The sequence below is a fragment of the Variovorax boronicumulans NBRC 103145 genome (genome assembly GCF_001591345.1).
Lineage (GTDB): Bacteria > Pseudomonadota > Gammaproteobacteria > Burkholderiales > Burkholderiaceae_C > Variovorax > Variovorax boronicumulans.
Window position 1 is genome coordinate 1 of sequence record NZ_BCUS01000099.1, and the last position, 24,400, is coordinate 24,400.

Genomic DNA, 24,400 nt, shown 5'->3' on the forward strand with positions numbered 1-24,400 from the left:
GGCGCCGGGCGCACCGGGCGATGCACCGGGCCTCGTGCTCGACGACGTGCACTGGCGCGCCTCGCTCGACGGTACGCCGCTGAACCTCACGCGCCGCGAGTTCGGTCTGCTGCAGGTGCTGTCGCGGCACCCGGGCCGCATCTTCTCGCGCGCCCGGCTGCTGGAGCTGGCCTACGACGACACGGTGGACGTGACCGAGCGCGCCATCGACAGCCACGTGAAGAACCTGCGCCGCAAGCTCGGCGCGGTGACGCCCGCGCACGACTGGATTCGGTCGGTGTATGGCGTGGGCTTCGCGTGGGAAGCGCCGCCGCCGGCCTGAGCGGCCAGGCTAGTTTTGTCGAGGGGCTGCCGCGCGAATTTGCGTCGCCGTCTTCGCCCAGGTCTTCTCCAGCATCCGCGAAAGATAGGACGCCGACTCCCAGCCGACCTGCAGCGCGATGGACAGCACCGAGTCCCGCGTGGTCTGCAACAGGTACACGGCCCGTTCGATGCGCTGGCGCTGCAGAAACTCCAGCGGCGAGATGCCGTGCTTCGCGCGAAAGATCCGCTCCACCTGCCGGCGCGACAGCCGGTGCTGCTGGGCGAAGGCGTCGAGCGACAGGGGTTGCGCCAGATCGCGCAGCATCGTTTCGGCCAGCAGCTCGGCCACCCACAACGCCGGCGAGGCGTCGCCCTCCGACAACGGGTTGGCGCTCAGGCGCGCGGCCTCCATCACGAGCGCGCCGCACAGCACGTAGTTCTCGCTGTCGCCCGCGCGGGTCGATTCGAACATCCGCTGCGACAGGGCGCCCAGCGCGGTGCTGCCGGCGCGCATGCCTTGCGGGGGCCGCACGACGCCCTGCGCCTGCAAGGCCGTGGCCCACAGCGCCGGATCGACGTAGACCGCGACATGGCTCTGGCCGGCGGTGAGCGTGGTCGTCGAATGCGCGCTACCCGCCGCGAACCAGACGAAGTGGCCGGGCCCGAGGCGCTGCGCCTCGTCCTGCGCATCGCCCACGCTGAAGCGGCCTGCGATGGGCACGAACAGCATGTCGCAATCGTGCACGTGCGCGTCGGTGGCGTAGTGGTCGCGGGTGTTGGCGGCCATCGTCGCCTGGTGAGACAGCCGTTCGACGAACAGTGATTGGCGGGGCGGCGGGTGGCTGGAAGTCAGTGGCATGGCCATTCCTTGTCGCATTCGAAGCCGCGCATGTCGCAATCGGGCGCACGCGTTGGCGCGCGCTCCACAGAATCGGAAGAACCACTCCTGCAAGAAGACCCCATGACTACTCAACCTCTGCGCCGCGCGCTCCTGGGCCTGGCCGCCGCCGGTGCCCTGTACGGGCCGACCGCCTCGTGGCCGGCCTCCGATCCGGCCTACCCGGTGAAGCCGATCACCATCATCGTACCCTTCCCCGCCGGCGGCGGAACGGACGTGATCTTCCGTTCGGTGCAGCTGCGGCTGCAGGCCGCGCTCGGTGTGTCGGTGATCATCGACAACCGCTCGGGCGCGGGCGGTACCGTGGGCACGGGCTTCGGCGCGAAGGCGAACCCCGACGGCTACACGCTGGTGGCCAGCACCACGACCACCATCGCCTCGGCCGATGCGGTGTACCCCAAGCTCCCGTACGACCCCCTCAAGGACCTGGTGCCGATCGGCACCATCGGCACTACGCCTTTCGTGCTGGTGGTCACGCCCGCGCTGGCGGCGCGCACGGTGAAGGACTTCGTCAGCTACGCCAAGGCCAACCCGCAGGCGCTCAACTACGGCAGCATCGGCAACGGCAGCCTGAGCCACCTGGCGGGCGAACTCTTCAAGCAGCGCACCGGCATCGAGATGACGCACGTGCCCTACCGCGGCGCCGCGCCCGCGCAGGCCGACCTGATGGCAGGCCAGATCCAGGCGCTGTTCGACAACCCGCCCGCGCTGCTCGCGCAGGTGCGCGGCGGCCGCATGCGCGCGCTGGCCATCAGTGAACCGTCGGCGGGTTTCGCCGACCTGCCGACTTTCGAGGCAGCCGGCATCAAGGACTTCAAGCCGCAGCTCTGGTATGGCCTGATGGCACCGGCCGCCACGCCGCAGCCGGTGGTGCAGCGCCTGCGCGCCGCACTCGACACCGCGATGAAAGACCCGGCACTGCGCGCCGACATGCTGGCCAAGGGCGTGACGCCGTGGAGCGTGCGGCCCGAGGTGTTCGAGGAACAGATCCGCGGCGACATCAAGCTCTGGGGCGGCATCGCGCGCTCGGTCAACGCGAGGGCTGATTGACGATGGCTGCGATTTTTTCTGCGCCCGGTTGCCGGAACATCCGCGTGTTCGTCGGCCCCGATCCATCCGTCGGCGGCAACCCCGCGCCGGTCTGGCTCGATGCCGACGCGCTCTCCACCGCGCAGATGCAGGAGCACACCCGGCTCAGCGGCCATGAGTCCGTCTTCGTGCTGAAGCCGACGACACCGGCGCACCGGCTGCGCATGCGCTACTTCGTGCCCAAGCACGAGATGGAAATGTGCGGCCACGCCACGGTCGGCGCGCTGTGGCTGCTGCACCGGCGCGGCGAATGGGACGGTGCGCCCGTCGCGATCGAAACGCTCAGCGGCACCGTCACGGGCCGGCGCGTCGATGGCACGGTGCAGATCAGCCAGCCGCGCGCCACGGTGGAAGAGGTGACGCAGCGGCTGCTGGTCGAAGACATCGCGCAGTGCCTGGGCATCGAGGTCGGGCAGATCGTGGGGCCGGTGCTCAAGGCCGCCACCAGCCGGGTCAAGACGCTGGTTCGCCTGGCCGACACCGCGCAGCTGCACGCCTTGCGCGTCGACTTCGCGCGCGTCGAATCGCTGTGCGAACGTCTCGGGTCCACCGGGCTGTATCCCTATGCCATGTCACGGGACGAAACCGACACGGTCAGCGCGCGGCAATTTCCGAAATCTTCCGGCTACCCGGAAGACGCCGCCACGGGCATCGCCGCCGCGGCGCTGGCCTGGGGCCTGCGCCACCTCGGGCTGGTCGGCCGCGAGGCGCTGTCGGTGACCGTGCGGCAGGGAGAAGCAATGGGTTCGCCCTCCGCGATCCACGTGGGATTGCCATGGGATGCGAACGCGCAGGAAGGGTGCTGGGTCGGCGGCGAGGCCTGCGATGCGCAGCCCGAAGATTTCTTGCTCGACCAGCTGTGCCCACCTGAAGTGGCGCGGGCCAAGCCATCGGGTACTTACGCCACATTCGCGCAAGTGGGAAACCTGCTGCATTCGAGCGGCGTGGTGGCGCGCGAGAACGGCCAGGTGATCACAGGCCGGCTCGACGGCCCCGACGATGTGCCGCGCGGCCAGCGGGCCGCAGTGGCTGCTGTCGGCGCCCTGCTGCGCGCGGCACAGGACGAGCTCGGCAGCCTCTCGCGCGTCGTGCGCGTCGTGGCACTGAACGGCTACCTCCAGGCTTGCGGCGACTTCAAGGACCACGCCCAGGTGATGGACGCGGCCTCTGCGGCCCTTCAACGGATCGTCCCCGATGCCCCACTGCCGGTTCGCACCACCGTGGGCGTCGCGTCGCTGCCTCGCGGCGGCGTGGTCGAGGTGTCGATGGTGCTCGAGACGCGCGACTAGGCCCGCTCCTTCCCGGCTTTTTCCACGGAAGGCAGCGCAGCGTGCCCGCTCGTCACCACCGCCGAGGTGGCGGGCCGCCTCAGCCCCAGCGCGCCTTCGAGCATCCGCAGGATGGTCTCGCGGGCCAGGTCGAAATCCGCCGGCTCCAACGCCTGCTTGCCGAGCAGCATCCGCATCTGCCAGGCGAAGTCGGCGTAGGTCTGCGTCATGGCCCACAGCGTGAACAGCAGGTGCGGCACCGGCAGCGGCGCCACGTCGCCATTGGCCATCCAACGGTTCAGCACGGCCGCTTCGGCGCGGAAGGCCGGTACCAGCTTGGCCTCGATGTCGTCGGCGCATTGCGGCGCCTGCGAAATGATTTCCTGCGCGAACAGCCGCGAGCCCGAAGGGTGGTCGTACGAGAACTGCAGCTTCTGCGTGACGTAGCGCTCCAGCGCGGCGTGCGGGTCGAGGTCGGCGTCGGCCAGGCTGTTGAGGTTCGACAGCCACGAGTCGAGAACGTCGTTGAACACGCGGCTGTACAGCGCCTTCTTCGACGGGAAGTAGTACAGCAGGCTCTGCTTGGAGATGCCCGCGTCGGCCGCGATGTCGTCGACCGACACGCCGCCGTAGCCGTGCAGGGCAAAGCGCTCCTGCGCCACCGCGAGGATGGCGCTCTCGAGGTTCTGGCGGCGGGCCTGGCGCTTCACGGCGGGAGGACGCGCCGCAGTTCGCAGGGGTGGCGCGGCACTCATGGGTTCTTCATCCGCGCCAGGAAGCGCACCAGTCGCTCGTCGCCGCAGTGCGCGACGTTGAAGCGATACCAGGCAAAGGGCTGCGGCATGTCGCCGAAATCGGTCGCGGCCGCGAGCGGCAAGCCCTGCTTGCGCGCCTCCTGCAGCACCGCATCGCTCGATGGACGAGGCTCACAGCCGGGCGGCCAGCCTGCGCAGAGAAAGGGGCCGCCATCGGGCACGCACAGCGCCTGCAGGCCCGCGCCGGTCAGCAGCGACAGCGTGCGCTCACCGGCGATCTTCAGCGCGGTGTTGAGCTTCTGCAGGAAGCGCGGATAGCCGGCATCGGCCAGCACCTCGCAGGCCACGCGCTCTTCGAACTCGCTCGGCCCGAGCGTGGTGTGCAGACAGCGCAAGGCCGCATCGTCGACCCAATGCTGCGGCAGCAGCACATGTGCAAGCCGCAGCTTGGCCGAGAGCGTGGTCGACACGCCACCGACCTGCGCCACGCGCTGCAGCCCGTCCATCGCGGCAAGGCTGGGCGCCTGCAGCGGCGAGAGCCCGCGCCAGGTGTCGAGCTCGATCACGCGCAGGTCATGCCGCTCGGCCGCCTGCAGCGCCTGGTGCGCGCCCTGCGGGCTCATGCACACGCCCAGCGGATTGGAAACTGCCGTCGACAGGAACAGCAGGCGCTGGCGGCTTGCCGCAGGCAACAGCACGGCATGGCCGTCGAGCGCGGCGATGTCGAGGCAGCCGCCGCGCCGTGGCACTTCGAGCATGCGACGGCCCAGCGTGCGGATCAGGCTGCGCAGCTGGCGCGGTGCGGGCGATTCGACCAGCACCGCGTCGCCGGGCTCGGTCCAGGCCTGCAGCAAACACATCGTGGCGCCGAGGCTGCCCGCTGCCGTCATGACCTGCTGCGGGCCCAGTGCGGGCAATTCGACGCGATGGCGCGCGGCGATCAGTTCGCGCAGGCGCGGCAGGCCGAAACCATGTCGCGTGCCGCTGTCCCATTCGGGGGCCGAGCGGGCCACGCGGCGCATGGCTTCGCGCACCAGGTCATCGCCCCGGTATTCGGGGGGTGGCGGGCGGTCGTGGGCCGTGGCGGTGTCGGTCATGCGCGGCACCGCATCGGCGTCGTCGGATGCAATGCGAGAAGGCCGGTGCAGCACGTAGTAGCCGCTGCCCGGCCGCGAGGCCAGCACCGAGCGCGCGCGCAAGGCGCTGTACGACTCGGTGACGGTGAAGGTGCTGATGCCCAGCTTGCCGGCCAGCGCGCGCACCGAAGGCATCTTGGTGCCGGGTGCGAGGCGCCCGTCGATGACGCGCAGCTCAACACCCACCACGAGGCGCTGCGCCAGCCCGAGGCCGGGCGCGGCTTCGTCCATGTCGCCCATCAGGCCCTGCATCCAACCGGCACCGGCCTGCGCCGGCTGGCGCAGCGCCGACGCGTTGCTTGAACTCTGCATCACCGGGTCTCCTTGAGAAACGCATGCGGCCTGTCTGGACAGGGTTTGCCCTGGGCAACTGTGCTGGGGAGTGCACCAAACAGCATGGTCGGCAGCGGCAAACACTTTCTCGTGCGCCGCGCCAACTGTGTATGGGCGGCACCCCTCGTTTGCTGAATCATCGCGACATTCGACCACTTGGTCAAACTTCATGAGGGCTCGATCTCTCATGTCGCACACGGTTACCCCACCACGACCTGGAGCTTGAAAGCCCATGAGCAGCACGATGAATCCCGTCGCGCCCAGCGCGCACATTGCCTCCGATGTGCGCGCCGGCCGTCTCGACCCCGCGCAGTACGCCAAGAACTTCTGCGACGCCCACCCGCCGCTGAACGTGGTGCAGGCCAACATCGAGGCCGAGCGCTGCTACTACTGTTTCGACGCGCCCTGCCAGACGGCCTGCCCCACGGGCATCGACATCCCGACCTTCATCCGCCGCATCGCCGACGGCAACCTGCGCGGTGCCGCGCGCACCATCCTCGAAGAGAACCCGCTGGGCGGCATGTGCGCCCGCGTGTGCCCGACCGAGGTGCTGTGCGAGCAGGCCTGCGTGCGCAACAGCAACGAGAGCAAGCCGGTGGAGATCGGCCTGCTGCAACGCCATGCGACCGATGCCTTCTTCGACGCGCCCGGCGCGCCGCTGTTCGTGCGCGCGGCCGACACGGGCAAGCGCATTGCCGTCGTCGGCGCGGGCCCGGCCGGCCTGGCCTGCGCGCACCGCCTGGCGGTGCTGGGCCACCAGGTGACGCTGTTCGATGCGCGCCCCAAGCTGGGCGGCCTGAACGAATACGGCCTGGCCAGCTACAAGACGGTGAACAACTTCGCGCAACGCGAGATCGAGTGGCTGCTGTCGGTCGGCGGCATCGAGGTGCGCAACAACCAGGCACTGGGCCGCGACCTGCACCTGGACGCGCTCGCCACCGGCTACGACGCGGTGTTCCTGGGCCTGGGCCTGGCGGGCGTGAACACGCTGGGCCTGGGCGAGCAGGCCGGCGTGCGCGATGCGGTGGACTTCATCGCCGAACTGCGCCAGGCCGCATCGCCGGCCGACGTGGCCATCGGCCGCCATGTGGTGGTGATCGGCGGCGGCATGACCGCCGTGGATGCGGCCGTGCAGTCGCGCAAGCTCGGCGCGGAAGACGTGAGCATCGTCTACCGGCGCGGCGCCGAGGCCATGGGCGCCTCGGTCGACGAGCAGAGCTGGGCCAAGGAGAACGGCGTGCGCATCATCCACTGGGCCGCGCCCAAGGCCCTGCGCGCCAAGGGCGGCGTGCTGCGCGGCATCGACTTCGCGCGCACCGCGCTGGTCGACGGCAAGCTGGTCGAAACGGGTGAAGCCCTCGCGCTGCAGGCCGACATGGTGCTGTGCGCCATCGGCCAGAGCTTTGTCGCGACGGCGCTGGAAGACAGCGGCGTGCAGCTGCAGGGCGGGCGCATCAGCACCGATGCGGAATGCCGCAGCTCGCTCCCCAAGGTCTGGGCCGGCGGCGACGCGCGCTTCGGCGGGCGCGACCTCACGGTCGAGGCGGTGGAAGACGGCAAGCAGGCCGCGCTGTCCATCGACCGCCACCTGCGCGCGGCCTGACGCGACCGCGCCCTCTCTTCCTTTTTACCTCTCATCCGAGCGCGCCGTGGCGCGACAGGAGCAATTCACATGGCAGACCTGAGCATCGACTTCGTGGGCATCCGCAGCCCCAACCCCTTCTGGCTGGCCTCGGCGCCGCCGACCGACAAGGAGATCAACGTGGTCCGCGCCTTCGAGGCCGGCTGGGGCGGCGTGGTCTGGAAGACCGTGGGCGAAGACCCGAACGTGGTCAACGTGCACGGCCCGCGCTATGCCGTGTCGTATGCGGCCGACCGCCGCGTGACGGGCTTCAACAACATCGAGCTGATCTCCGACCGGCCGCTGCGCACCAACCTCGAAGAGATGACGCGCGTGAAGCGCAACTGGCCCGACCGCGCGCTGGTGGCGTCGATCATGGTGCCGTGCACCGAGGAGGCCTGGAAGAACATCCTGCCGATGGTGGAAGACACCGGCTGCGACGGCATCGAGCTGAACTTCGGATGCCCGCACGGCATGAGCGAACGCGGCATGGGCGCGGCCGTGGGCCAGGTGCCCGAGTACATCCAGATGGTGGCCGAGTGGTGCAAGCACTACTCCAAGCTGCCGGTGATCGTGAAGCTCACGCCCAACGTGGCCGACATCCGCCCCGCCGCGCGCGCGGCCAAGAAGGGCGGCGCCGACGCGGTGAGCCTCATCAACACCATCAACTCGATCATGGGCGTCGACCTGGACGCGATGGCGATGTTTCCGCACACCGACGGCAAGGGCTCGCACGGCGGCTACTGCGGCCCCGGCGCCAAGCCGATCGCGCTGCACATGGTGGCCGAGATCGCGCGCGACCCGCAGACCGCCGGCCTGCCGATCTCGGGCATCGGCGGCGTCTCGACCTGGCGCGACGCGGCCGAGTTCATCGCGCTGGGCAGCGGCTCGGTGCAGGTGTGCACCGCCGCCATGGTCTACGGCTTCAAGATCGTGCAGGACCTGTGCGACGGCCTCTCCAACTTCATGGACCAGAAGGGCTACGCCAACCTGGAGCAGCTGCGCGGCCGTGCGGTCGGCAGCATCACCGACTGGCAGCAGCTCAACCTGAACCACGTCGACAAGGCCGTGATCCACCAGGACCTGTGCATCCAGTGCGGCCGCTGCCACGTGGTGTGCGAAGACACCTCGCACCAGGCCATCAGCGCCACCAAGGACGGCATGCGCTTCTTCGAGGTGAAGGAAGAAGAGTGCGTGGGCTGCAACCTGTGCGTGTCGATCTGCCCGGTGCCCGGCGCGCTGTCGATGCGCACGCTGAAGGCCGGCGAGACGGACGCGCGCACCGGCCACCCGGTGGTCGGCCACTACGCCAACTGGACCACGCACCCCAACAACCCGATGCGCACCGGCAGCCCCGCCTGAACGGGATATCGAACAAGCGAGTGAGTGAGCAAGTGAATGACCAAGCCCGGCGCAGACCGGGCGGCGGCGGGAGGGGAACGACCACACGGCCAGACGCACGACACACGTGCAGGAGAAAACCCACATGACGACCCCACAGCACGGCGGCGCACCCGCCGCAAACCTCTGGAACGAGGACCTGGCGCCCACCACGCTGGCGCAGCGAACGTGGCGCTGGTACCACTTCGCCGCGCTCTGGGTGGGCATGGTGATGTGCATCCCCGCCTACATGCTGGCGGCCAGCCTGATCGAAGGCGGCATGTCGTGGGGGCAGGCGGTGCTGACCGTGTTCCTCGGCAACGCCATCGTGCTGGTGCCGATGCTGCTCATCGGCCACGCCGGCGCGAAGTACGGCATTCCGTATGCGGTGATGGCGCGCGCCTCGTTCGGCACGCGCGGGGCGCGGCTGCCCGCCTTGCTGCGCGCCATCGTGGCCTGCGGCTGGTACGGCATCCAGACCTGGTTCGGCGGCCAGATGATCTACACGCTGGTCGGCGTGCTCATGGGCCAGCCGCTGGGCGGCGACAAGCTGCCGATGCTCGGCATCAATGGCGCGCAGCTCGTGTGCTTCCTGATCTTCTGGGCCATTCAGCTGTACTTCGTGGTGCACGGCATCGAGTCGATCCGCCGGCTCGAAACCTACACCGCGCCGCTGAAGATCATCGTGTGCGTCGCCCTGCTCTACTGGGCCGTGCAGCGCGCGGGCGGCCTGGGCCCGATCTTCGACCAGCCCTCGCAGTTCGAAGCGGGCGGAAAGAAGGCCGGCATGTTCTGGGCCGTGTTCTGGCCATCGCTCACGGCCATGGTGGGCTTCTGGGCCACGCTGGCGCTGAACATCCCCGACTTCACACGCTTCTCGCGCTCGCAGCGCGACCAGGTGGTGGGCCAGGTGATCGGCCTGCCCGCACCCATGGGCCTGCTCGCGATGATGGCCGTGATGGTCACCTCGGCCACGGTGGTCATCTACGGCAAGGCGCTGTGGGACCCGGTGGACCTGGCCAGCCGCATGACCGGCGCCGCGGTGCTGCTCGCGCTCATCATCCTGCTGATCGACACCGTGAGCGTGAACCTGGCGGCCAACCTCGTGGGCCCGGCCTACGACTTCTCTGCCCTCAACCCGAAGAAGATCTCGTACCGCACGGGCGGCTACATCACGGCCGGCATCGCCATCGTGATGATGCCGTGGAAGGTGTTGGAGACCACGCAGGGCTACATCTTCACCTGGCTCATCGGCTACTCGGCGCTGCTGGGGCCGGTGGCCGGCATCCTGATTGCCGACTACTACCTCATCCGCCGCAAGGAGCTGGACGTCGATGCGCTCTACCGCGAGAACGGCGCGTACAGCTACGGCAACGGCTGGAACATGGCGGCCATCGTCGCTTTCATCGTCGGCGTGCTGCCGAACATCCCCGGCTTCCTCAACGCCGCCTTTCCGTCGGCCGTGCCGTCGATGCCCGAGTTCTTCAAGACGATCTACACCTACGCCTGGTTCGTCGGCGTGGTGCTGTCGGCCGTGGTCTACATGGGGCTGATGAAGGCGCGCGCACCGCAGCTTCAGGGCCTGGTCCCACCCCTCAAGAACCCCAGCTGGAGCAAGAAAGAAAAGGAACCCACGCCATGACCGTTCTCATTCGCGGTGGCACGGTGGCCAACGCCGATGCCGAGCACCGTGCCGACGTGCTCTGCCAGGGGGACAAGATCCTCCAGGTCGGCACCGACCTGCAGGTGCCGGCCGGCACCGAGGTGATCGACGCCGGGGGCGCCTATGTCATGCCCGGCGGCATCGACCCGCACACCCACATGCAGCTGCCCTTCATGGGCACGGTGGCGGCCGACGACTTCTTCAGCGGCACGGCGGCCGGCCTGGCTGGCGGCACCACCAGCATCATCGACTTCGTGATTCCCGATCCGCAGCAGTCGCTGATGGACGCCTTTCGCATGTGGCGCGGCTGGGCCGAGAAATCGGCCGGCGACTACAGCTTTCACGTGGCCGTGACCTGGTGGAACGACAGCGTGCACAAGGACATGGGCACGTTGGTGCACGAGCATGGCGTGAACAGCTTCAAGCACTTCATGGCCTACAAGAATGCGATCATGGCCGACGACGAGATCCTGGTGAAGAGCTTCCAGCGCTCGCTGGAGCTCGGCGCCATGCCGACGGTGCATGCGGAGAACGGCGAGCTGGTCGCGATGCTGCAGCAGCAGTTGCTGGCGCAGGGCATTCGCGGCCCCGAAGGCCATCCGTTGTCGCGCCCGCCGATGGTCGAGGCCGAGGCCGCCAACCGCGCCATCGCCATCGCCGACGTGCTGGGCGTGCCGATCTACGTGGTGCACGTGTCGTGCGGCGAGGCGCTCGACGCCATCACCCGTGCCCGCGCGCGCGGCCAGCGCGTGTACGGCGAAGTGCTGGCCGGCCACCTCGTGGTCGACGAGAGCGCCTACCGCGACCCCGACTTTGCGCGCGCTGCCGCCCACGTGATGAGCCCGCCCTTCCGCTCGCGCGAGAACCAGGCCATGCTGTGGCGCGGCCTGCAGGGCGGCAACCTGCACACCACGGCGACCGACCACTGCACCTTCTGCGCCGAGCAGAAGGCCGCCGGCCGCGACGACTTCACGAAGATTCCCAACGGCTGCGGCGGCGTCGAAGAGCGCATGGCCGTGCTGTGGGATGCGGGCGTCAACGCCGGCCGGCTCACGCCGTCGGAGTTCGTGCGTGTCACCTCGACCAACGCGGCGCAGCTGTTCAACCTGTACCCGCGCAAGGGCGTGATCCAGCCCGGTGCCGACGCCGACATCGTGGTCTGGGACCCGAAGGCCACCAAGACGCTGTCGGTGAAGACGCAGCACTCGAAGAGCGACTTCAACATCTTCGAAGGCCGCCAAGTAACGGGCGTGCCCAGGCACACGGTCAGTGCCGGCCGCTGGGTCTGGCGCGACGGCGATCTGCGCGCCGAGCCGGGCACCGGCCGCTACCTCAAGCGCCCGCCCTTCGCGCCGATGTTCACCGCGCTCGAACGCTTCAAGCAGCAGCACGCGCCCACGGCCGTGGCGCGCTGAACCCCCAAGGAGTCATACATGAATGCAGCAGTGGACACGCAGGTGCTGACGATCAACGGCGAGCGCCTGTGGAACTCGCTGATGGAACTGGCCCGCATCGGCGCCACCCCCAAGGGCGGCGTCAAGCGCCTGGCGCTGACCGACCTCGACAAGCAGGGCCGCGACCTCGTGGTGTCGTGGGGCAAGGCGGCCGGCCTGAGCATCACGGTCGACAAGATCGGCAACGTCTTCATGCGCCGCGAAGGCCGCAACCCCGCGCTGCCGCCCATCGTGTCGGGCAGCCACATCGACACGCAGCCCACCGGCGGCAAGTTCGACGGCAACTACGGCGTGCTGTCGGCACTGGAAGTGGTGCGCACGCTGAACGACCAGGGCATTCGCACCGAAGCGCCCATCGAAGTCGCGTTCTGGACGAACGAGGAAGGCTCGCGCTTCGTGCCGGTGATGATGGGCTCGGGCGTGTTCTGCGGCGCCTTCAGCCTGGAGCACGCCTACGCCGCGAAAGACACCGAGGGCAAGACGGTGCGCGAAGAGCTGGCGCGCATCGGCTACATCGGCGACCAGACGCCGGGCGACCACCCCATCGGCGCCTACTTCGAGGCGCACATCGAACAGGGGCCGGTGCTGGAAGATGCGGACAAGGTCATCGGCGTGGTGCCGGCGGTGCTCGGCCTCTCGTGGTACGACTGCGTCGTCACCGGCATGGAGGCGCACGCAGGCCCCACGCCGATGCACCTGCGCCGCGATGCGCTGCAGGTGGCGACGCGGATCATGCAGGAGGTGGTGGCCATCGGGCTGCGCTACCCGCCCTACGGGCGCGGCACGGTCGGCATGGTGCAGGTGCACCCGAACAGCCGCAACGTGATTCCGGGCGAGGTGAAGTTCTCGGTCGACCTGCGCAACGTGAGCAGCGAATTGCTCGACCGCATGCACGGCGAGATCCTCGCCTTCGTCGAGCGCACGGGGCGCGAGACCGGGTTGGGCGTGACGATCGAGCGCGTGTCGTACTTTCCACCCTGCCCGTTTCACCCCGATTGCGTGGATGCGGTGCGCCGCGCGACCGAACGGCTCGGCTACTCGACCATGGACGTGGTGTCGGGCGCGGGCCACGACGCGATCTATGCCGCGCGGCTGGCACCGGCCGGCATGATCTTCGTGCCCTGCAAGGACGGCATCAGCCACAACGAGATCGAGGACGCGCAGCCCGACCACCTGACGGCCGGCTGCAACGTCTTGCTGCACGCCATGCTGGAGCGCGCGAAGCGCGTCGACTGACGCGCTCGCGGCGGCGCTGCCGTTACTGGTACGCCGCCAGCTCCTGCTTGGCGATCGCGTTGCGGTGCACTTCGTCGGGGCCGTCGGCCACGCGCAGGTGGCGCTCGTAGGCGTAGAAGTGCGTGAGCAGCGTGTCCTGGCTCAAGCCCATCGCGCCGAAGGCCTGCATGGCCCAGTCGATCACCTTCACGCAGTTGTTCGGCGTGAGCACCTTGATCATGGCGATCTCTTTCGCGGCCACCTTGTTGCCGACGGTGTCCATGCGGTAGGCCGCGTTGAGCACCATCCAGCGCGACTGCTCGATGAGCATGCGCGACTCGGCAATGCGCTCGCGCCACACGCCCTGCTCCGACAGCGGCTTGTGGAAGGCGACACGCGATACCAGGCGCTGGCACATCATCTCGAGCGCAGCTTCGGCCATGCCGATGGCGCGCATGCAGTGGTGGATGCGTCCGGGGCCGAGGCGGCCTTGCGCAATCTCGAAACCGCGGCCTTCGCCCAGCAGGATGTTCTCGACCGGCACGCGCACGTTGTCGAACACGATCTCGGGGTGGCCGAAGGGCGGGTCGTACATGCCCAGCAGCTGCATGTCGCGCACGATGGTGATGCCGGGCGTGTTCTTGGGCACGAGCACCATCGACTGCTGCTTGTGGCGGTCGGCGTTGTCGGGGTCGGTCTTGCCCATCAGCACGAAGATCTCGCAGCGCTCGTTCATGGCGCCGGTGATGTACCACTTGCGCCCGTTGATGACGTACTCGTCGCCTTCGCGGCGGATGCTGCAGCGGATGTTGGTGGCGTCGCTGGAGGCCACCTCGGGCTCGGTCATGGCGAACGACGAGCGGATCTCGCCGGCCAGCAGCGGCGTGAGCCAGCGTTCCTGCTGCGCCTTCGTGCCGTAGCGCGCCAGCACTTCCATGTTGCCGGTGTCGGGCGCGGAGCAATTGAAGATCTCGGCGCACCAGTAGCGCCGGCCCATGATCTCGCACAGCGGCGCGTACTCGACGTTGGTCAGGCCCGGGCCGTGCTCCGACTCGGGCAAGAACAGGTTCCACAGGCCGCGCTCGCGCGCCTTGGCCTTGAGGCCGGCCATCATCGGCAGCTCGGCATACGGGCGGCCGGCGCGGGCGTTGGCGGCCAGCTCTTCCTCGCGGCGCTTCTCGTTCGGGTAGACGTGCTCGTCCATGAACTTGAGCAGCTCGGCGCGCAGCGCGAGCACCCGGGGCGTGAATTCGAATTGCATGTCGTCTCGTCCTTCTTCCAATGTGCGGTCGAAGATACGTCGCGATGCGGATCGGGACGGTCGTTCGCGCGACAGCACGAACCCCGCCCCTGCGCGAATCAACGTGGCGTGGGCAACGCCGTCGCGAGTGCGGCCAGCGCCGCCACCACCTTCTGCACCGACTGCGCGGCGCGCGCGTCCTTCAGCGCACCGTCGGCCTCGAAGGCCTCGTTCGCGCGACCGAGCGCGAACTGCTGCGGCGCCACCAGCATGGCGAAGGCCATCTGCAGGTACTGGCGCAGGAAGTTCATCGAGCGCAGCGCGCCCAGCGGCCCGGGCGAGGCCGACAGCAGAGCGGCCGGCTTGTTGGCCGTGGCGGCCAGCCCGCCCGCGTGGCCCTCGCCCGGCGGAATGCGCGAGAGCCAGCTGAAGGCGTTGATGACCAGCGGCGTGGGAAAGCCGTTGTACTCGGGCGTGACGATCAGCACGCCGTCGCTCGCCGCGATGGCGCTGCGCAGTTCGTGCGCGCCGGCCGGCACGCCCGAGGCAGCCTCGAGGTCGCCGTCGTACACGGGCAGCGCCAGCGCGCGCAGGTCCATCTCCGTCACCTGCAGGCCCGCCGCGCGCGCGGTGGCCGCGGCCACGGCCGCCAGCCGGCGGTTGAGCGAGCCGTCGCGGGCGCTGCCGGGAATGATCAGGATGCGGGGACTGTCCATGCGGGGCTCCTTGCCGTGCGTTGAAAGAAGAAGGAAAGCCGCGCCGCACGTTTCGCGTGCGGCGCGGCGTTCGTCAGTGTCGCATCGGGATGATCAAGCGCGCTGCGAATCCAGCTGCTCGCTGTTGGTCACGACCTCCTGCGCCTTCATGTAGCTCTCGATCAGCAGCTGGTAGGGCGGGAACACGGCGCTGTAGGCCTCGGCCCATTGCGCGGCGTCATCGCGGTGCCAGGTTTTCTGCACTTCGGAGCACACGCCCGCGGTGTCGATCGGCACCACGCCGGCCTGCACCACGCGCGCCAGCGTGATCTCCTGCGCCATCTTCGAGTAGGTGCCTGACGCGTCGATCACCGCGAACACGCGGTAGCCCTCGTGCACCGCCGCGATGCTCGGGAAGGCCATGCACACGCTGGTGATGGTGCCGGCAATGATCAGCGTGCCGCGCCCGGTGGCCTTCACGGCGGCCACGAACTCGGGGTTGTCCCAGGCGTTGATCTCGCCCTTGCGCGCCACGTACTGCGCATGCGGCGCGTACTTGTGCACTTCGGGAATCAGCGGCCCGTTCGGCCCCTGCGGCACCGAGGCGGTGGTGATGACCGGGATCTTCGCCAGCGTCGCGACCTTGGCCAGCGTGGTGACGTTGGAACGCAGCTCGGTCATCGGCATGTCCTTCACGGTCTGGAACAGGCCGCTCTGGTGGTCGATGAGCAGCATCACGGCGTCGTCGGGGTCGATGACGGGCTTGGCGCCGTTGAAGTTGGCGACGGTGTTCGGCGTGGTCATGGGGTGCTCACTTTCCTTGGGTCAGCTGCGTGTAGCTGGTGATGAGGTTGCGGTAGTCGGGGATGTGGTTGGAGAACAGCGTGCCCAGCCCCTCGATGTCGTTGCGCCAGTCGCGATGCAGCTCGCAGGCCACGCCGAACCACGACATCAGCTGCGCGCCGGCGGCCGACATGCGGTCCCACGCGGCCTGACGCGTCACGTCGTTGAAGGTGCCCGAGGCGTCGGTGACCACGAACACGTCGAAGCCTTCGGCCAGCGCCGACAGCGCCGGGAAGGCCACGCAGACCTCGGTGACCACGCCGGCGATCAGCAGTTGCTTCTTGCCCGTGGCCTTCACGGCCTTGACGAAGTCCTCGTTGTCCCAGGCGTTGATCTGGCCGGGGCGGGGAATGTAGGGCGCGTCGGGAAACTGGGCCTTCAGCTCGGGCACCAGCGGGCCGTTGGGGCCGTTCTCGAAGCTGGTGGTCAGCACCGTGGGCAGCTTGAAGTAGCTGGCGATGTCGGCCAGGGCCAGCACGTTGTTCTTGAACTTGTCGGGGTCGATGTCGCGCACCAGCGAGAGCAGGCCGGTCTGGTGGTCGACCAGCAGCACGGCGACATCGTTCTTGTCGAGACGGGTGTAAGGCTTGGACATGAGAGGCTTCCTTTGCGAGGTTGAATGCCGGGGAAAAATGGCCCCCGATGCATGTCCGTCAGCGTAAAAGCGCGCCCGAAAGTCCGGTAGTCGGCGAAATTTGCCTGCAGCGTTCCACCCGATGGACGATGGCAACACCCGTGCGCGCAGGTCGGATGAATTCGCGCCCGCCGGAGCCGATCCGTGGCGGCGGGTAAAATACCCCTACATGTCCCGCTGGTTTGCCGCTACCGTCCTCGCTTTCATGCTGTCCTGCTACGGCTTCGCCGTGCTCGCGCACGGGCTGGTCGGCGGCCACCATGTGACGTCGTCGTCCGGCGAACGCCAGACCGTCGCGACGCTCGCCGCCTCGCTGGCCGATGGCGGTGACAAGGACATCGGCAAGACGTCGTCCGAAGACCCGTCCGCCATGGACGAAGCGGGCTCCGAGCACGCCGAACTGGTCGATGCCCGTCCCCACGCGCGCAACCTGCTGGTGCTGTCCGCGCAACCGCCGCGGCTGGGCTCCACCTCGGTGCTCTCGCCGCTGCTCGACCGGCCCAAGCGGCCACCCCGGCCCCACGCCCTCCTCGCCGCCTGAGGCCGCGCGGCGGCGAGCGAACGCCTGAGGACTGTCGCAGTCCGGGCGTTTGCGCTCATCCGATCCGGCCCGTCGCCCGTTTAGCGCGACGCCCCTGCCTCTTCTTTTCAGCCGTTCGACGGCCCCGCCGCACGTGTCATGCGACCCGTCCGGCCCTCTCTCTTTTTTCAGGATTTTTCGATGAACTCCAGCCAATCGGCCTACCCCTCCAGCTTCGGCGCACCGTTGGCCTCGGTCCAGGAACGCAACCGCGTTCTGCGCAACACCTACTGGCTGCTCGCGCTGTCGATGGTGCCCACCGTGCTGGGCGCCTGGCTCGGCGTGGCCACCGGCCTCACGCGCGCCATGTCGCCGGGCATCGGCATCATGGTGTTCCTCGGCGGCGCCTTCGGCTTCATGTACGCCATCGAGAAGACCAAGAACTCCGCCGCCGGCGTGCCCGTGCTGCTGGCCTTCACCTTCTTCATGGGTCTGATGCTGTCGCGCCTGGTCGGCAGCGTGCTCGGCCTGTCCAACGGCGCCAGCCTGGTGATGACCGCCTTCGCCGGCACCGGCGGCATCTTCCTGGGCATGGCCATGCTCTCGACGGTCATCAAGCGCGACATCTCGGCCATGGGCAAGTGGCTCTTCGTGGGCGCCATCGGCCTGCTGGTGGTGGGCATCGCCAACGTCTTCATCCAGTCGAGCGCGCTGATGATGACGCTGTCGGTCGCCGCCATCGGCATCTTCTCGGCCTTCATCCTGCACGACCTGAAGCGCGTGAAGGACGGCCTGGAAACCAACTACATCTCGGCCACGCTGGGCGTGTACCTGAGCCTCTACAACGTGTTCCAGTCGCTGCTGGCCCTGCTGGGCATCGCCGGCGGCCGCGACGAGTAAGCGCACACAGAACGACAAGCAAGGAAGGAAACACCATGCGCCTCACCACCAAGGGCCGCTTCGCGGTCACCGCGATGATCGACATCGCCCTGCACGGCCGCTCGGGCCCCGTCACGCTGGCCTCGATCAGCCTGCGCCAGCAGGTCTCGCTGTCGTACCTGGAACTGCTGTTCGCCAAGCTGCGCCGCAACGGGCTGGTCGAATCCACCCGCGGCCCCGGCGGCGGCTACTCGCTCAGCCGCAAGGCCGCGGAGATCACGGTGGCCGACATCGTGCTCACCATCGAGGACCTGGGCGCCAGCAAGATCCGCCCGCGCGCCGCCGGCTCGGCCGACGAACCCGGCCGCTGCGAGATCGACGACCTCTGGGCCTCCGTGAACCTGCGCGCCGTCGAGTTCCTGCGCTCGATCTCGCTGCAGAGCCTGGTCGACGAACAGAAGGCCAAGGGCGTGCAACCCGCCACCAGCGCGGCCGCGCGCCGCACCACGGCCGTGGTCGGCTCGCCGGTGCGCAAGCCCTTCGTGGTCGACGCGCCGAACTCGGTGTTCGCACTGGGCCGGCGCCACAGCACGAGCAGCTGACGGCGATCGGCGCGGCCGCTGCGCCGCGCCTTGAAAGACCGGGCCCCGCGACCTAGACTGGGCAGTGAGGGCACCCGCGGTGCCGGGGGCCAAGGAGCCTGCCATGTACAAGCGTGTTCTCGTCGCAACCGACGGCTCTTCGCTGTCGGACAAGGCGGTGGCCGCGGCCATCGACCTCGCGTTGCTGACCGGCGCGGAGCTGGTGAGCGTCAACGTCGCGCACATCCAGCCCTATGGCTACTTCGAAGGCTCGATGCTGCTGAACCAGACGGATTTCGAGGCCAACCAGAAACACGTCGAGCAGGCGGCCCAGCGCGTGGCCGATGCGGTGCGCGACACCGCCCTGGCCAAGGGCGTGCGCCGCGCCGACGCGGTGGTCATGAAGTCGAACCAGGTGGCCGAAGCCATCATCCACGCCGCCAAGAACCAGGACTGCGACCTGATCGTGATGGCCTCGCATGGGCGCCGCAGCCTCGCACGGCTGCTGCTGGGCAGCGAGACGCTGCACGTGCTGACGCATTCGCACATTCCGGTGCTGGTGCTGCGCTGAACTGAACGAACGAGGCACCGCGCACGCGGTGCCCGGGGGTTACCGCGTGGCGGCCGACTCGACGGTCTCGACGACCGTGCGACCGGCCGGCGGGCACGACGGCCCGGCATCGCGGCCGAAGCAGCGCGCGGCCTGCGTGCGCGCCTGGGCTTCCTGCGCGTGGCGCGCCTGCGCCGCATCGACCTGGTAGTCGAGCAGCCACTTCATCAGCAACAGCATCGCGATCACCAGCCCGAGCGCCACACCCAGCAGGGTCGTGCGCCAGTTGCGCGGTCGCGCCGCCGACGGCGCGCGGGCCGGTGCGCTGCTCTCCATCGCGGTGAAGCCCGCAAGGCTGCGGGACGCACCACCGTCATGGATGCGGCGGCGGGGTGGTTCGGGGGTCGCGGAACGCGCGGACACCGAGGTCTGCGCGCGCTTCACGCGCGGCGCATGGGCAGTGTCCGAAGGCAGGTGGCGGGCAGGCATGACGGGGGCGATTATGAACGCCTTGCGCCCCCGGTCCGTGCGTCAGGCACCGACGCCGAACGCCGCGTGGTACCGCACCTCGCCGACCGGCCACGCGCCGTGGAACGACACGGCCTGAAAGTATTCCGGCGGCACGCCCGGCAACACCAGCCCGGGCCGCACGACGAAGCCGAAGCGGCCATAGAAAGCCGGGTCGCCCAGCAGCACGCAGCCTTGCGCGCCGGCGTCGCGCAGGCCCGCCAGCGCGGCGTCCATGAGCAGCCGGCCGATGCCCTGCCCCTGGCGCGCGGGCGCCACCGAGATCGGCCCCAGGCCATGCCAGCCGGCCGTGCCGTCGGAAACTGCCACCGGCGACACCGCGACGTGGCCGACGATCTCGCCGCCGTCTTCGGCCACGAGCGACAGCGTGAGCTGGCCGGCGGCACGCAGGGCGTCGACGATGAGGTGCTCGGTCCCGTCGGCATGCGCCGCGCCGGCAAAGGCCGCCACCGTCAGTTGCCGGATCGCGGCTTCGTCGCCCGCTTGCTCGGGACGCAGCGCTGGCCCCGCCTGCGCCCTTCGCGCAGCCTCCACCTTCTTCTGCGTGTCAGCATCCACCAAAGCCCGCATGGCGCGAAAGAGCGGCCGGCTGCCGGTGTGCTTCTGGCCGTAGCCGAGGTTGAATTCGTAGTCGAAGTCGGGCGGGTTCGCGCCCTGGTTGTGCTGCAGCAGCGTCTCAAGCTTGTCCAGCGCCTTCACCGCGCGGGCCTCGGGCGTCTCGGCCTTTTCGTACTCGTCCCACAGCGCCAGGATGCCGGCGCGCAGCGGCGCATCGAGCGTGCGCGTGAGCACCTGCAGGTCTTCGCGCTCCTGCGCGCTCTTGTCGGGATGCGCGCCTTGCACGATGGCGGGAATGTCGCCATGGATCGCCTCGCCCAGGTCGTGCACCACGCACATCTTCAGCACCTTGAGCAGGTCCAGGTCGGCCAGCTCGTCCTCGAAGGCCATGGCCATGAGGCACAGGCGCCAGCTGTGCTCGGCCGTGCTCTCGGTGCGGCCCGAGGCCGTGTGCGCGCTGCGCAGCACGCTCTTGAGGCGCTCGGCCTCGCGAAGGAAGTCCAGCCTTCCCCTGATCTGATCGATGTCCATCTCGCCGTCTCGTTCGTCCTGAAGGGTGTCAGGCCGAGCCTACGCGATCCGGACGCAGGCCGTCGTTACAGCGCCGGCCCCAGCCCGATCGGCGCGGGCACCGCGTTGACGATGCGCGTGAAGAGCGACGCATACACCTCGTCGGGCGCGGGGTGGTTGGAGAACAGGTCGCGGTTCTCGCCGAAGGCCGCGTCAAGCTCGCGCCAGTCGTCGGCGCTGAGCACGCGCTCGGCCAGCGGCAGGATCTCGCGCTCCTCGTGCGCCATGTGGTCCAGATAGAAGCTCACGTACTCGTTCATCGCCTGCTCGAAGGCCAGGCGGCGCGGCTCGCCGAGCATCTCGAAGGCGAGCAGCGCGTGCTCGACATGGCGGATCTTGCGCTCGCCCCAGGCATGGTCGTTGTCCAGCTTGTCCATCAGGTCGCGCGAGATCGGCGTGCAGGCGCGCAGCCGGGGAAAGAGCAGCTCGGTCTCCTTCGGGTGGTGCCGCTTCTCGGGAAACTCGTCCACGTAGAACAGCATCGCGCGCAACGTCGCGAAGTCGGGCATCGTGCCCTTGCGGCGGTGCTGGTCGAGCAGCATCACGATGGAACGCAGCATGGCCGCCAGCGCGGCGTGCTCCTGGCGAATGATCCGGACGGCGGCATGGGTCATGGCGGGGTCTCCTTCTTTCGAAGGCCCCAAGGGTCGCAAGTCCGACGCGGCCGGGGCTTGTTCCAGATCAAGGCCCGTGCATGCAGCCAGGCACAGACTGGCATGGCATCTCCTCTTTCTCATCAACGCACCCTGGAGGTTCCACACCATGTACCAACGCATCCTGGTTCCCGTCGACGGCAGTTCCACCTCCGCCGAAGGCCTGGCCGAAGCCATCCGCCTGGCCAAGCTCACCGGTGGGCGCCTGCGCATCGTTCACATCCTGGACGAACTCTCGTTCGCGCTCGGCATGGACGTCTACGTCGGCCATTCGGGCGACTGGCTCGGGGCGCTGCGCGCCAACGCCGTGACGCTGCTCGAGAACGCCCGCGCCCAGGCGCAGGCCGAAGGCGTCGAGGCCGAGGTCGTGCTGCGCGACGGCTTCAAGGCCGGCGCGGTCCACGACCAGGTGGTGACCGAAGCCGTCGATTCGAAGGCCGACCTGATCGTGCTCGGCACGCACGGGCGGCGCGGCCTGAGCCGTTGGGCCATAGGCAGCAGCGCGGAACACATCCTGCGGGTCGCGCCCGTGCCGGTGCTGCTGATCCGCGCGCCCGAAGCCGCGGCCAAGGTGGAGTCAGAGCGCTTCAGCCTGCCGGATGGGCAGGTCGCGAACCAGTAGGCCGGCCACCCGCCGCCGGTTTGACGGGGCCCGGCACCGCGCCCAGAATGGCCTGCTCCGCTCGCGGCTTCTTTCGCGCAAGAGCCGCCCGCCCGTTCCCCGCTTCAAGGAGCAGCGTCATGAGCTCACCCCAGCACATCCGGCAGTCCATGGACACCCTCGCGAGCCACTTCGCGACGCATCCCCAGGACGCCCTGACCCAGGACAAGCCGGCCACGGCCACGCTGGTGTCGGGCCTGCACTTTCGCGTGACCGGGCCCACGGGGGAATCCATCGCGACCGACATGCCGAAGGCCATCGGAGGCAAGGCTGAAGCGCCATCCCCCGGCTGGTTCATGCGCGCCGCCCTGGCCAGTTGCGAAACGACCGTGATCGCCATGCGGGCGGCGCAGCTCGGCATCGCGTTGACGACCCTCGAAGTGGTCGTCGGCAGCCAGTCGGACAGCCGCGGCCTGCTCGGCGAACCGGCCTCCGTGCCCGCCGGCCCCAGCCGCATGCACGTCGCGGTGCGGATCGCCGCGGACGGCGTGCCGGAACAGGCGTTGCGCGACCTCGTGCACTGGGCCGAGGCCCACTCCCCGGTGGGCAGTGCGCTGCGCCGGGCCGTGCCGCTCAAGGTGGCGGTGCAGGTCGGGCCGGCCTGACGGCACCGGCGAGGGCCGTCCTCAGGCGTAGGAACGCAGTCGCACCGCAAAGGCCGCCAGCGGTGCGATGCCACTGGCTTCGGCGCGCTCGCACCAGTCCTGCAGCCGCTTCACGAGCTGTTCGCCCGTGGCGCCCGAGCGGCTCCACAGCGCGGTCAGCTCGCGCCGCATCGCGTACATCGTTTCCAGTGCCTGCGAAGCCACCAGCGCTTGCGTGAGTTGGGCATGGCGCGTGGCGTCGAGCGCCTTCTCTTCCTTGCCGAGCCAGGGCCGCGCGGCGCGCAATGCGCGGGCCTTGTTCGGCGCGAGCGCATGCACCCGCGCCAGCTCCTCGGTGCAGGCCTGCTTCAGCGAGCGCGAGTAGTTCGACAGCACGTCGTAGTGGTGCCGGATCACCGCCTGCACCGTGAGCAGGTCGACGGTGGCGCGCGGCGCGGTGAGGCGCGGCTTCGGCGCCAGGTGCTTCACCTTTGCCAGCCCCAGCGCCTGCAACGCGCGGATGTAGACCCAGCCGATGTCGAACTCGAACCACTTGTTCGACAGCTTGGCCGAGGTCGGGAACGCGTGGTGGTTGTTGTGCAGCTCCTCGCCGCCGATCAGCAGGCCGATGGGAAAGATGTTCGTGCTCGCGTCCGACGCGGGCCAGTTGCGGTAGCCCCAGAAGTGGCCGATGCCGTTGACCACGCCGGCGGCCCAGAACGGAATCCACGCGATCTGCACGAGCAGCACCAGCGCACCCGGCAGCACGCCGAACAGCGCCATGTCGATCAGGCCCATGCAGGTGATGCCCAGCGTCTGATAGCGCGTGTACAGCCGCCGCTCGAGCCAGTCGTCGGGCGTGCCGTGGCCGTAGCGGCTCAGCGTCTCGGGGTTGCGCGCCTCGGCCACGTACAGCAGCACGCCGCCCCAGAGCACGCGCTTCAGGCCCACCACCTGCGGGCTGTGCGGGTCGTCGGGCGTGTCGCACTTGGCGTGGTGCTTGCGGTGCACCGCGGCCCACTGCTTGGTGACCATGCCTGTCGTCATCCACAGCCAGAAGCGGAAGAAGTGGCTGGCAATGGGATGCAGGTCGAGCGCGCGGTGCGCCTGGTGGCGGTGCAGGAAGATGGTGACCGAGGCGATGGTGACGTGCGTCAGCGCCAGTGCGGCCAGCAGCACGCCCCACCACGGGAGGTCGAGCGCGCCCGAGAAAAGAAAAGATGCCATTCGTTCGTACCTTCTGGACCCTGTGGACAACGGGCGCGATTCTCGGAAGCGCCCCGCCCGCAGGCCTTGCGCCAGATCAACGGCGGGCGCTGCCGCTGCCAGAGCCGCGCCTTGCGTGCTACGCTTCCGGGCTCCCTGCGCCCTTCCCCGTGGCGCCGGCGTTTTTTCTCCCAGCCCCCGCATGACTTCTGCCCCCCACATCGCGGTGCTCGACGACGAGGTCGACATCACGCTGCTGCTGGCCAACTACCTCCAGGGCCACGGCTATCGCGTCACCCAGATCCACGACGGCGCGGCGCTGCGCTCGCTCATGGCCGCCGACCCGGCCGACCTCGTGCTGCTGGACCTCGGCCTGCCCGGCGAAGACGGCTTTTCCATCGCCGGCCACATGCGCGAGAACTGGCGCTGCGGCCTCGTGATCGTCACCGGCCGCGGCGACCCGGTGGACAAGGTGGTGGGCCTCGAAGTGGGCGCCGACGACTACGTGACCAAGCCCTTCGACCTGCGCGAGCTGGCGGCGCGCGTCAAGGCCGTGCTGCGGCGCCTCACGCCCGACGCGTCG

Annotated in this window: 26 protein-coding genes and 1 pseudogene; 15 read left to right on the forward strand and 12 right to left on the reverse strand. The window is 69.1% G+C overall.

Annotation, left to right across the window (positions count from 1 at the left end; translation table 11 throughout):
• The coding region (locus VBO01S_RS23525; protein ID WP_174543687.1) for a winged helix-turn-helix domain-containing protein at nucleotides 1-322 on the forward strand (322 nt) is incomplete at its 5' end.
• 9 nt (nucleotides 323-331) lie between these two features.
• Here VBO01S_RS23525 and VBO01S_RS23530 read toward each other — a convergent pair.
• Entirely contained in the window at nucleotides 332-1,162 is an 831-nt protein-coding gene (locus VBO01S_RS23530) for an AraC family transcriptional regulator (protein ID WP_062479936.1), read from the reverse strand.
• A gap of 102 nt (nucleotides 1,163-1,264) precedes the next feature.
• On the opposite strand from VBO01S_RS23530, the gene VBO01S_RS23535 reads away from it, so the two are divergent.
• Nucleotides 1,265-2,251 carry a Bug family tripartite tricarboxylate transporter substrate binding protein gene (locus VBO01S_RS23535; RefSeq protein WP_062479939.1) on the forward strand — a complete coding sequence of 329 codons (987 nt, stop codon included), beginning with the start codon at nucleotides 1,265-1,267 and terminating at the stop codon, nucleotides 2,249-2,251.
• Nucleotides 2,252-2,253: 2 nt separating this feature from the next.
• On the forward strand, nucleotides 2,254-3,579 hold the full coding sequence (locus VBO01S_RS32755; RefSeq protein WP_169805081.1) for a PhzF family phenazine biosynthesis isomerase: 1,326 nt from the start codon (nucleotides 2,254-2,256) through the stop codon (nucleotides 3,577-3,579).
• Here the strand turns inward: VBO01S_RS32755 and VBO01S_RS23545 are convergent.
• Nucleotides 3,576-4,313: a TetR family transcriptional regulator C-terminal domain-containing protein gene (locus VBO01S_RS23545; protein ID WP_062479941.1), complete on the reverse strand. Its 738-nt coding sequence runs from the start codon at nucleotides 4,311-4,313 to the stop codon at nucleotides 3,576-3,578. The two genes, VBO01S_RS32755 and VBO01S_RS23545, sit on opposite strands and share 4 nt — an antisense overlap.
• On the reverse strand, nucleotides 4,310-5,761 hold the full coding sequence (locus VBO01S_RS32480; protein ID WP_062479943.1) for an aminotransferase-like domain-containing protein: 1,452 nt from the start codon (nucleotides 5,759-5,761) through the stop codon (nucleotides 4,310-4,312). Before VBO01S_RS32480 ends, VBO01S_RS23545 begins: the two co-directional genes overlap by 4 nt.
• Before the next feature lie 253 nt (nucleotides 5,762-6,014).
• On the opposite strand from VBO01S_RS32480, the gene VBO01S_RS23555 reads away from it, so the two are divergent.
• The 5 genes from VBO01S_RS23555 to VBO01S_RS23575 all read left to right on the forward strand — a co-directional run bounded on the left by VBO01S_RS23555 (nucleotide 6,015) and on the right by VBO01S_RS23575 (nucleotide 13,136).
• Nucleotides 6,015-7,385 carry an NAD(P)-dependent oxidoreductase gene (locus tag VBO01S_RS23555; protein ID WP_370681668.1) on the forward strand — a complete coding sequence of 457 codons (1,371 nt, stop codon included), beginning with the start codon at nucleotides 6,015-6,017 and terminating at the stop codon, nucleotides 7,383-7,385.
• Between the two features lie 69 nt (nucleotides 7,386-7,454).
• A complete protein-coding gene (gene preA, locus VBO01S_RS23560; protein WP_062479945.1) occupies nucleotides 7,455-8,765 on the forward strand; it encodes an NAD-dependent dihydropyrimidine dehydrogenase subunit PreA in 1,311 nt (436 codons plus the stop codon).
• A gap of 124 nt (nucleotides 8,766-8,889) precedes the next feature.
• Nucleotides 8,890-10,425, forward strand: coding sequence for an NCS1 family nucleobase:cation symporter-1 (locus tag VBO01S_RS23565; RefSeq protein WP_082818246.1), 1,536 nt, complete (start codon nucleotides 8,890-8,892; stop codon nucleotides 10,423-10,425).
• Nucleotides 10,422-11,861, forward strand: coding sequence for a dihydropyrimidinase (gene hydA, locus VBO01S_RS23570; RefSeq protein ID WP_062479947.1), 1,440 nt, complete (start codon nucleotides 10,422-10,424; stop codon nucleotides 11,859-11,861). Before VBO01S_RS23565 ends, hydA begins: the two co-directional genes overlap by 4 nt.
• A gap of 18 nt (nucleotides 11,862-11,879) precedes the next feature.
• Nucleotides 11,880-13,136, forward strand: coding sequence for a Zn-dependent hydrolase (locus VBO01S_RS23575; RefSeq protein WP_062479949.1), 1,257 nt, complete (start codon nucleotides 11,880-11,882; stop codon nucleotides 13,134-13,136).
• Between the two features lie 22 nt (nucleotides 13,137-13,158).
• Here VBO01S_RS23575 and VBO01S_RS23580 read toward each other — a convergent pair whose 3' ends face one another.
• From VBO01S_RS23580 to ycaC, 4 genes are all read right to left on the reverse strand, one after another.
• The gene (locus VBO01S_RS23580) at nucleotides 13,159-14,376 is read right to left on the reverse strand and encodes an acyl-CoA dehydrogenase family protein (protein WP_062479951.1); all 1,218 of its coding nucleotides are present in this window, start codon (nucleotides 14,374-14,376) and stop codon (nucleotides 13,159-13,161) included.
• A 98-nt stretch (nucleotides 14,377-14,474) separates the two neighbouring features.
• Nucleotides 14,475-15,071, reverse strand: coding sequence for an NADPH-dependent FMN reductase (locus VBO01S_RS23585; RefSeq protein WP_062479953.1), 597 nt, complete (start codon nucleotides 15,069-15,071; stop codon nucleotides 14,475-14,477).
• A 93-nt stretch (nucleotides 15,072-15,164) separates the two neighbouring features.
• Entirely contained in the window at nucleotides 15,165-15,854 is a 690-nt protein-coding gene (locus VBO01S_RS23590) for an isochorismatase family protein (RefSeq protein WP_062479955.1), read from the reverse strand.
• Between the two features lie 7 nt (nucleotides 15,855-15,861).
• Nucleotides 15,862-16,488, reverse strand: coding sequence for an isochorismate family cysteine hydrolase YcaC (ycaC, locus tag VBO01S_RS23595; protein WP_062479957.1), 627 nt, complete (start codon nucleotides 16,486-16,488; stop codon nucleotides 15,862-15,864).
• Between the two features lie 244 nt (nucleotides 16,489-16,732).
• Between ycaC and VBO01S_RS23600 the strand changes: the two genes are divergently transcribed.
• The 4 genes from VBO01S_RS23600 to VBO01S_RS23615 all read left to right on the forward strand — a co-directional run bounded on the left by VBO01S_RS23600 (nucleotide 16,733) and on the right by VBO01S_RS23615 (nucleotide 19,078).
• The gene (locus VBO01S_RS23600) at nucleotides 16,733-17,068 is read left to right on the forward strand and encodes a hypothetical protein (RefSeq protein WP_062479977.1); all 336 of its coding nucleotides are present in this window, start codon (nucleotides 16,733-16,735) and stop codon (nucleotides 17,066-17,068) included.
• Nucleotides 17,069-17,248: 180 nt separating this feature from the next.
• The gene (locus tag VBO01S_RS23605; protein ID WP_062479959.1) at nucleotides 17,249-17,947 is read left to right on the forward strand and encodes a Bax inhibitor-1/YccA family protein; all 699 of its coding nucleotides are present in this window, start codon (nucleotides 17,249-17,251) and stop codon (nucleotides 17,945-17,947) included.
• Nucleotides 17,948-17,982: 35 nt separating this feature from the next.
• Complete coding sequence (locus VBO01S_RS23610) at nucleotides 17,983-18,528, forward strand: Rrf2 family transcriptional regulator (RefSeq protein ID WP_062479961.1); 546 nt, start codon at nucleotides 17,983-17,985, stop codon at nucleotides 18,526-18,528.
• 103 nt (nucleotides 18,529-18,631) lie between these two features.
• The gene (locus tag VBO01S_RS23615; protein WP_062479963.1) at nucleotides 18,632-19,078 is read left to right on the forward strand and encodes a universal stress protein; all 447 of its coding nucleotides are present in this window, start codon (nucleotides 18,632-18,634) and stop codon (nucleotides 19,076-19,078) included.
• Between the two features lie 39 nt (nucleotides 19,079-19,117).
• Here the strand turns inward: VBO01S_RS23615 and VBO01S_RS23620 are convergent, their stop codons facing one another.
• From VBO01S_RS23620 to VBO01S_RS23630, 4 genes and pseudogenes are all read right to left on the reverse strand, one after another.
• Nucleotides 19,118-19,546: a hypothetical protein gene (locus tag VBO01S_RS23620; protein ID WP_062479965.1), complete on the reverse strand. Its 429-nt coding sequence runs from the start codon at nucleotides 19,544-19,546 to the stop codon at nucleotides 19,118-19,120.
• 42 nt (nucleotides 19,547-19,588) lie between these two features.
• On the reverse strand, nucleotides 19,589-20,083 hold the full coding sequence (locus tag VBO01S_RS33065; RefSeq protein WP_255221183.1) for a GNAT family N-acetyltransferase: 495 nt from the start codon (nucleotides 20,081-20,083) through the stop codon (nucleotides 19,589-19,591).
• A gap of 27 nt (nucleotides 20,084-20,110) precedes the next feature.
• Nucleotides 20,111-20,674: pseudogene (locus tag VBO01S_RS33260) on the reverse strand (HD domain-containing protein); the annotation flags it as partial.
• A 65-nt stretch (nucleotides 20,675-20,739) separates the two neighbouring features.
• Nucleotides 20,740-21,327 (reverse strand): hemerythrin domain-containing protein, encoded by a 588-nt coding sequence (locus VBO01S_RS23630; protein WP_062479967.1) that lies wholly within the window; start codon nucleotides 21,325-21,327, stop codon nucleotides 20,740-20,742.
• A 148-nt stretch (nucleotides 21,328-21,475) separates the two neighbouring features.
• On the opposite strand from VBO01S_RS23630, the gene VBO01S_RS23635 reads away from it, so the two are divergent.
• Both VBO01S_RS23635 and VBO01S_RS23640 read left to right on the forward strand, forming a co-directional pair.
• Entirely contained in the window at nucleotides 21,476-21,988 is a 513-nt protein-coding gene (locus tag VBO01S_RS23635) for a universal stress protein (protein WP_062479969.1), read from the forward strand.
• A 119-nt stretch (nucleotides 21,989-22,107) separates the two neighbouring features.
• Nucleotides 22,108-22,632, forward strand: a complete 525-nt coding sequence (locus tag VBO01S_RS23640; RefSeq protein ID WP_062479971.1) for an OsmC family protein — start codon at nucleotides 22,108-22,110, stop codon at nucleotides 22,630-22,632.
• 21 nt (nucleotides 22,633-22,653) lie between these two features.
• Here VBO01S_RS23640 and VBO01S_RS23645 read toward each other — a convergent pair whose 3' ends face one another.
• Entirely contained in the window at nucleotides 22,654-23,838 is a 1,185-nt protein-coding gene (locus tag VBO01S_RS23645; protein WP_062479973.1) for a DesA family fatty acid desaturase, read from the reverse strand.
• A gap of 181 nt (nucleotides 23,839-24,019) precedes the next feature.
• Here VBO01S_RS23645 and VBO01S_RS23650 point away from each other — a divergent pair.
• A partial coding sequence (locus VBO01S_RS23650; protein WP_157627436.1) for a response regulator occupies nucleotides 24,020-24,400 on the forward strand: 381 nt, incomplete at its 3' end.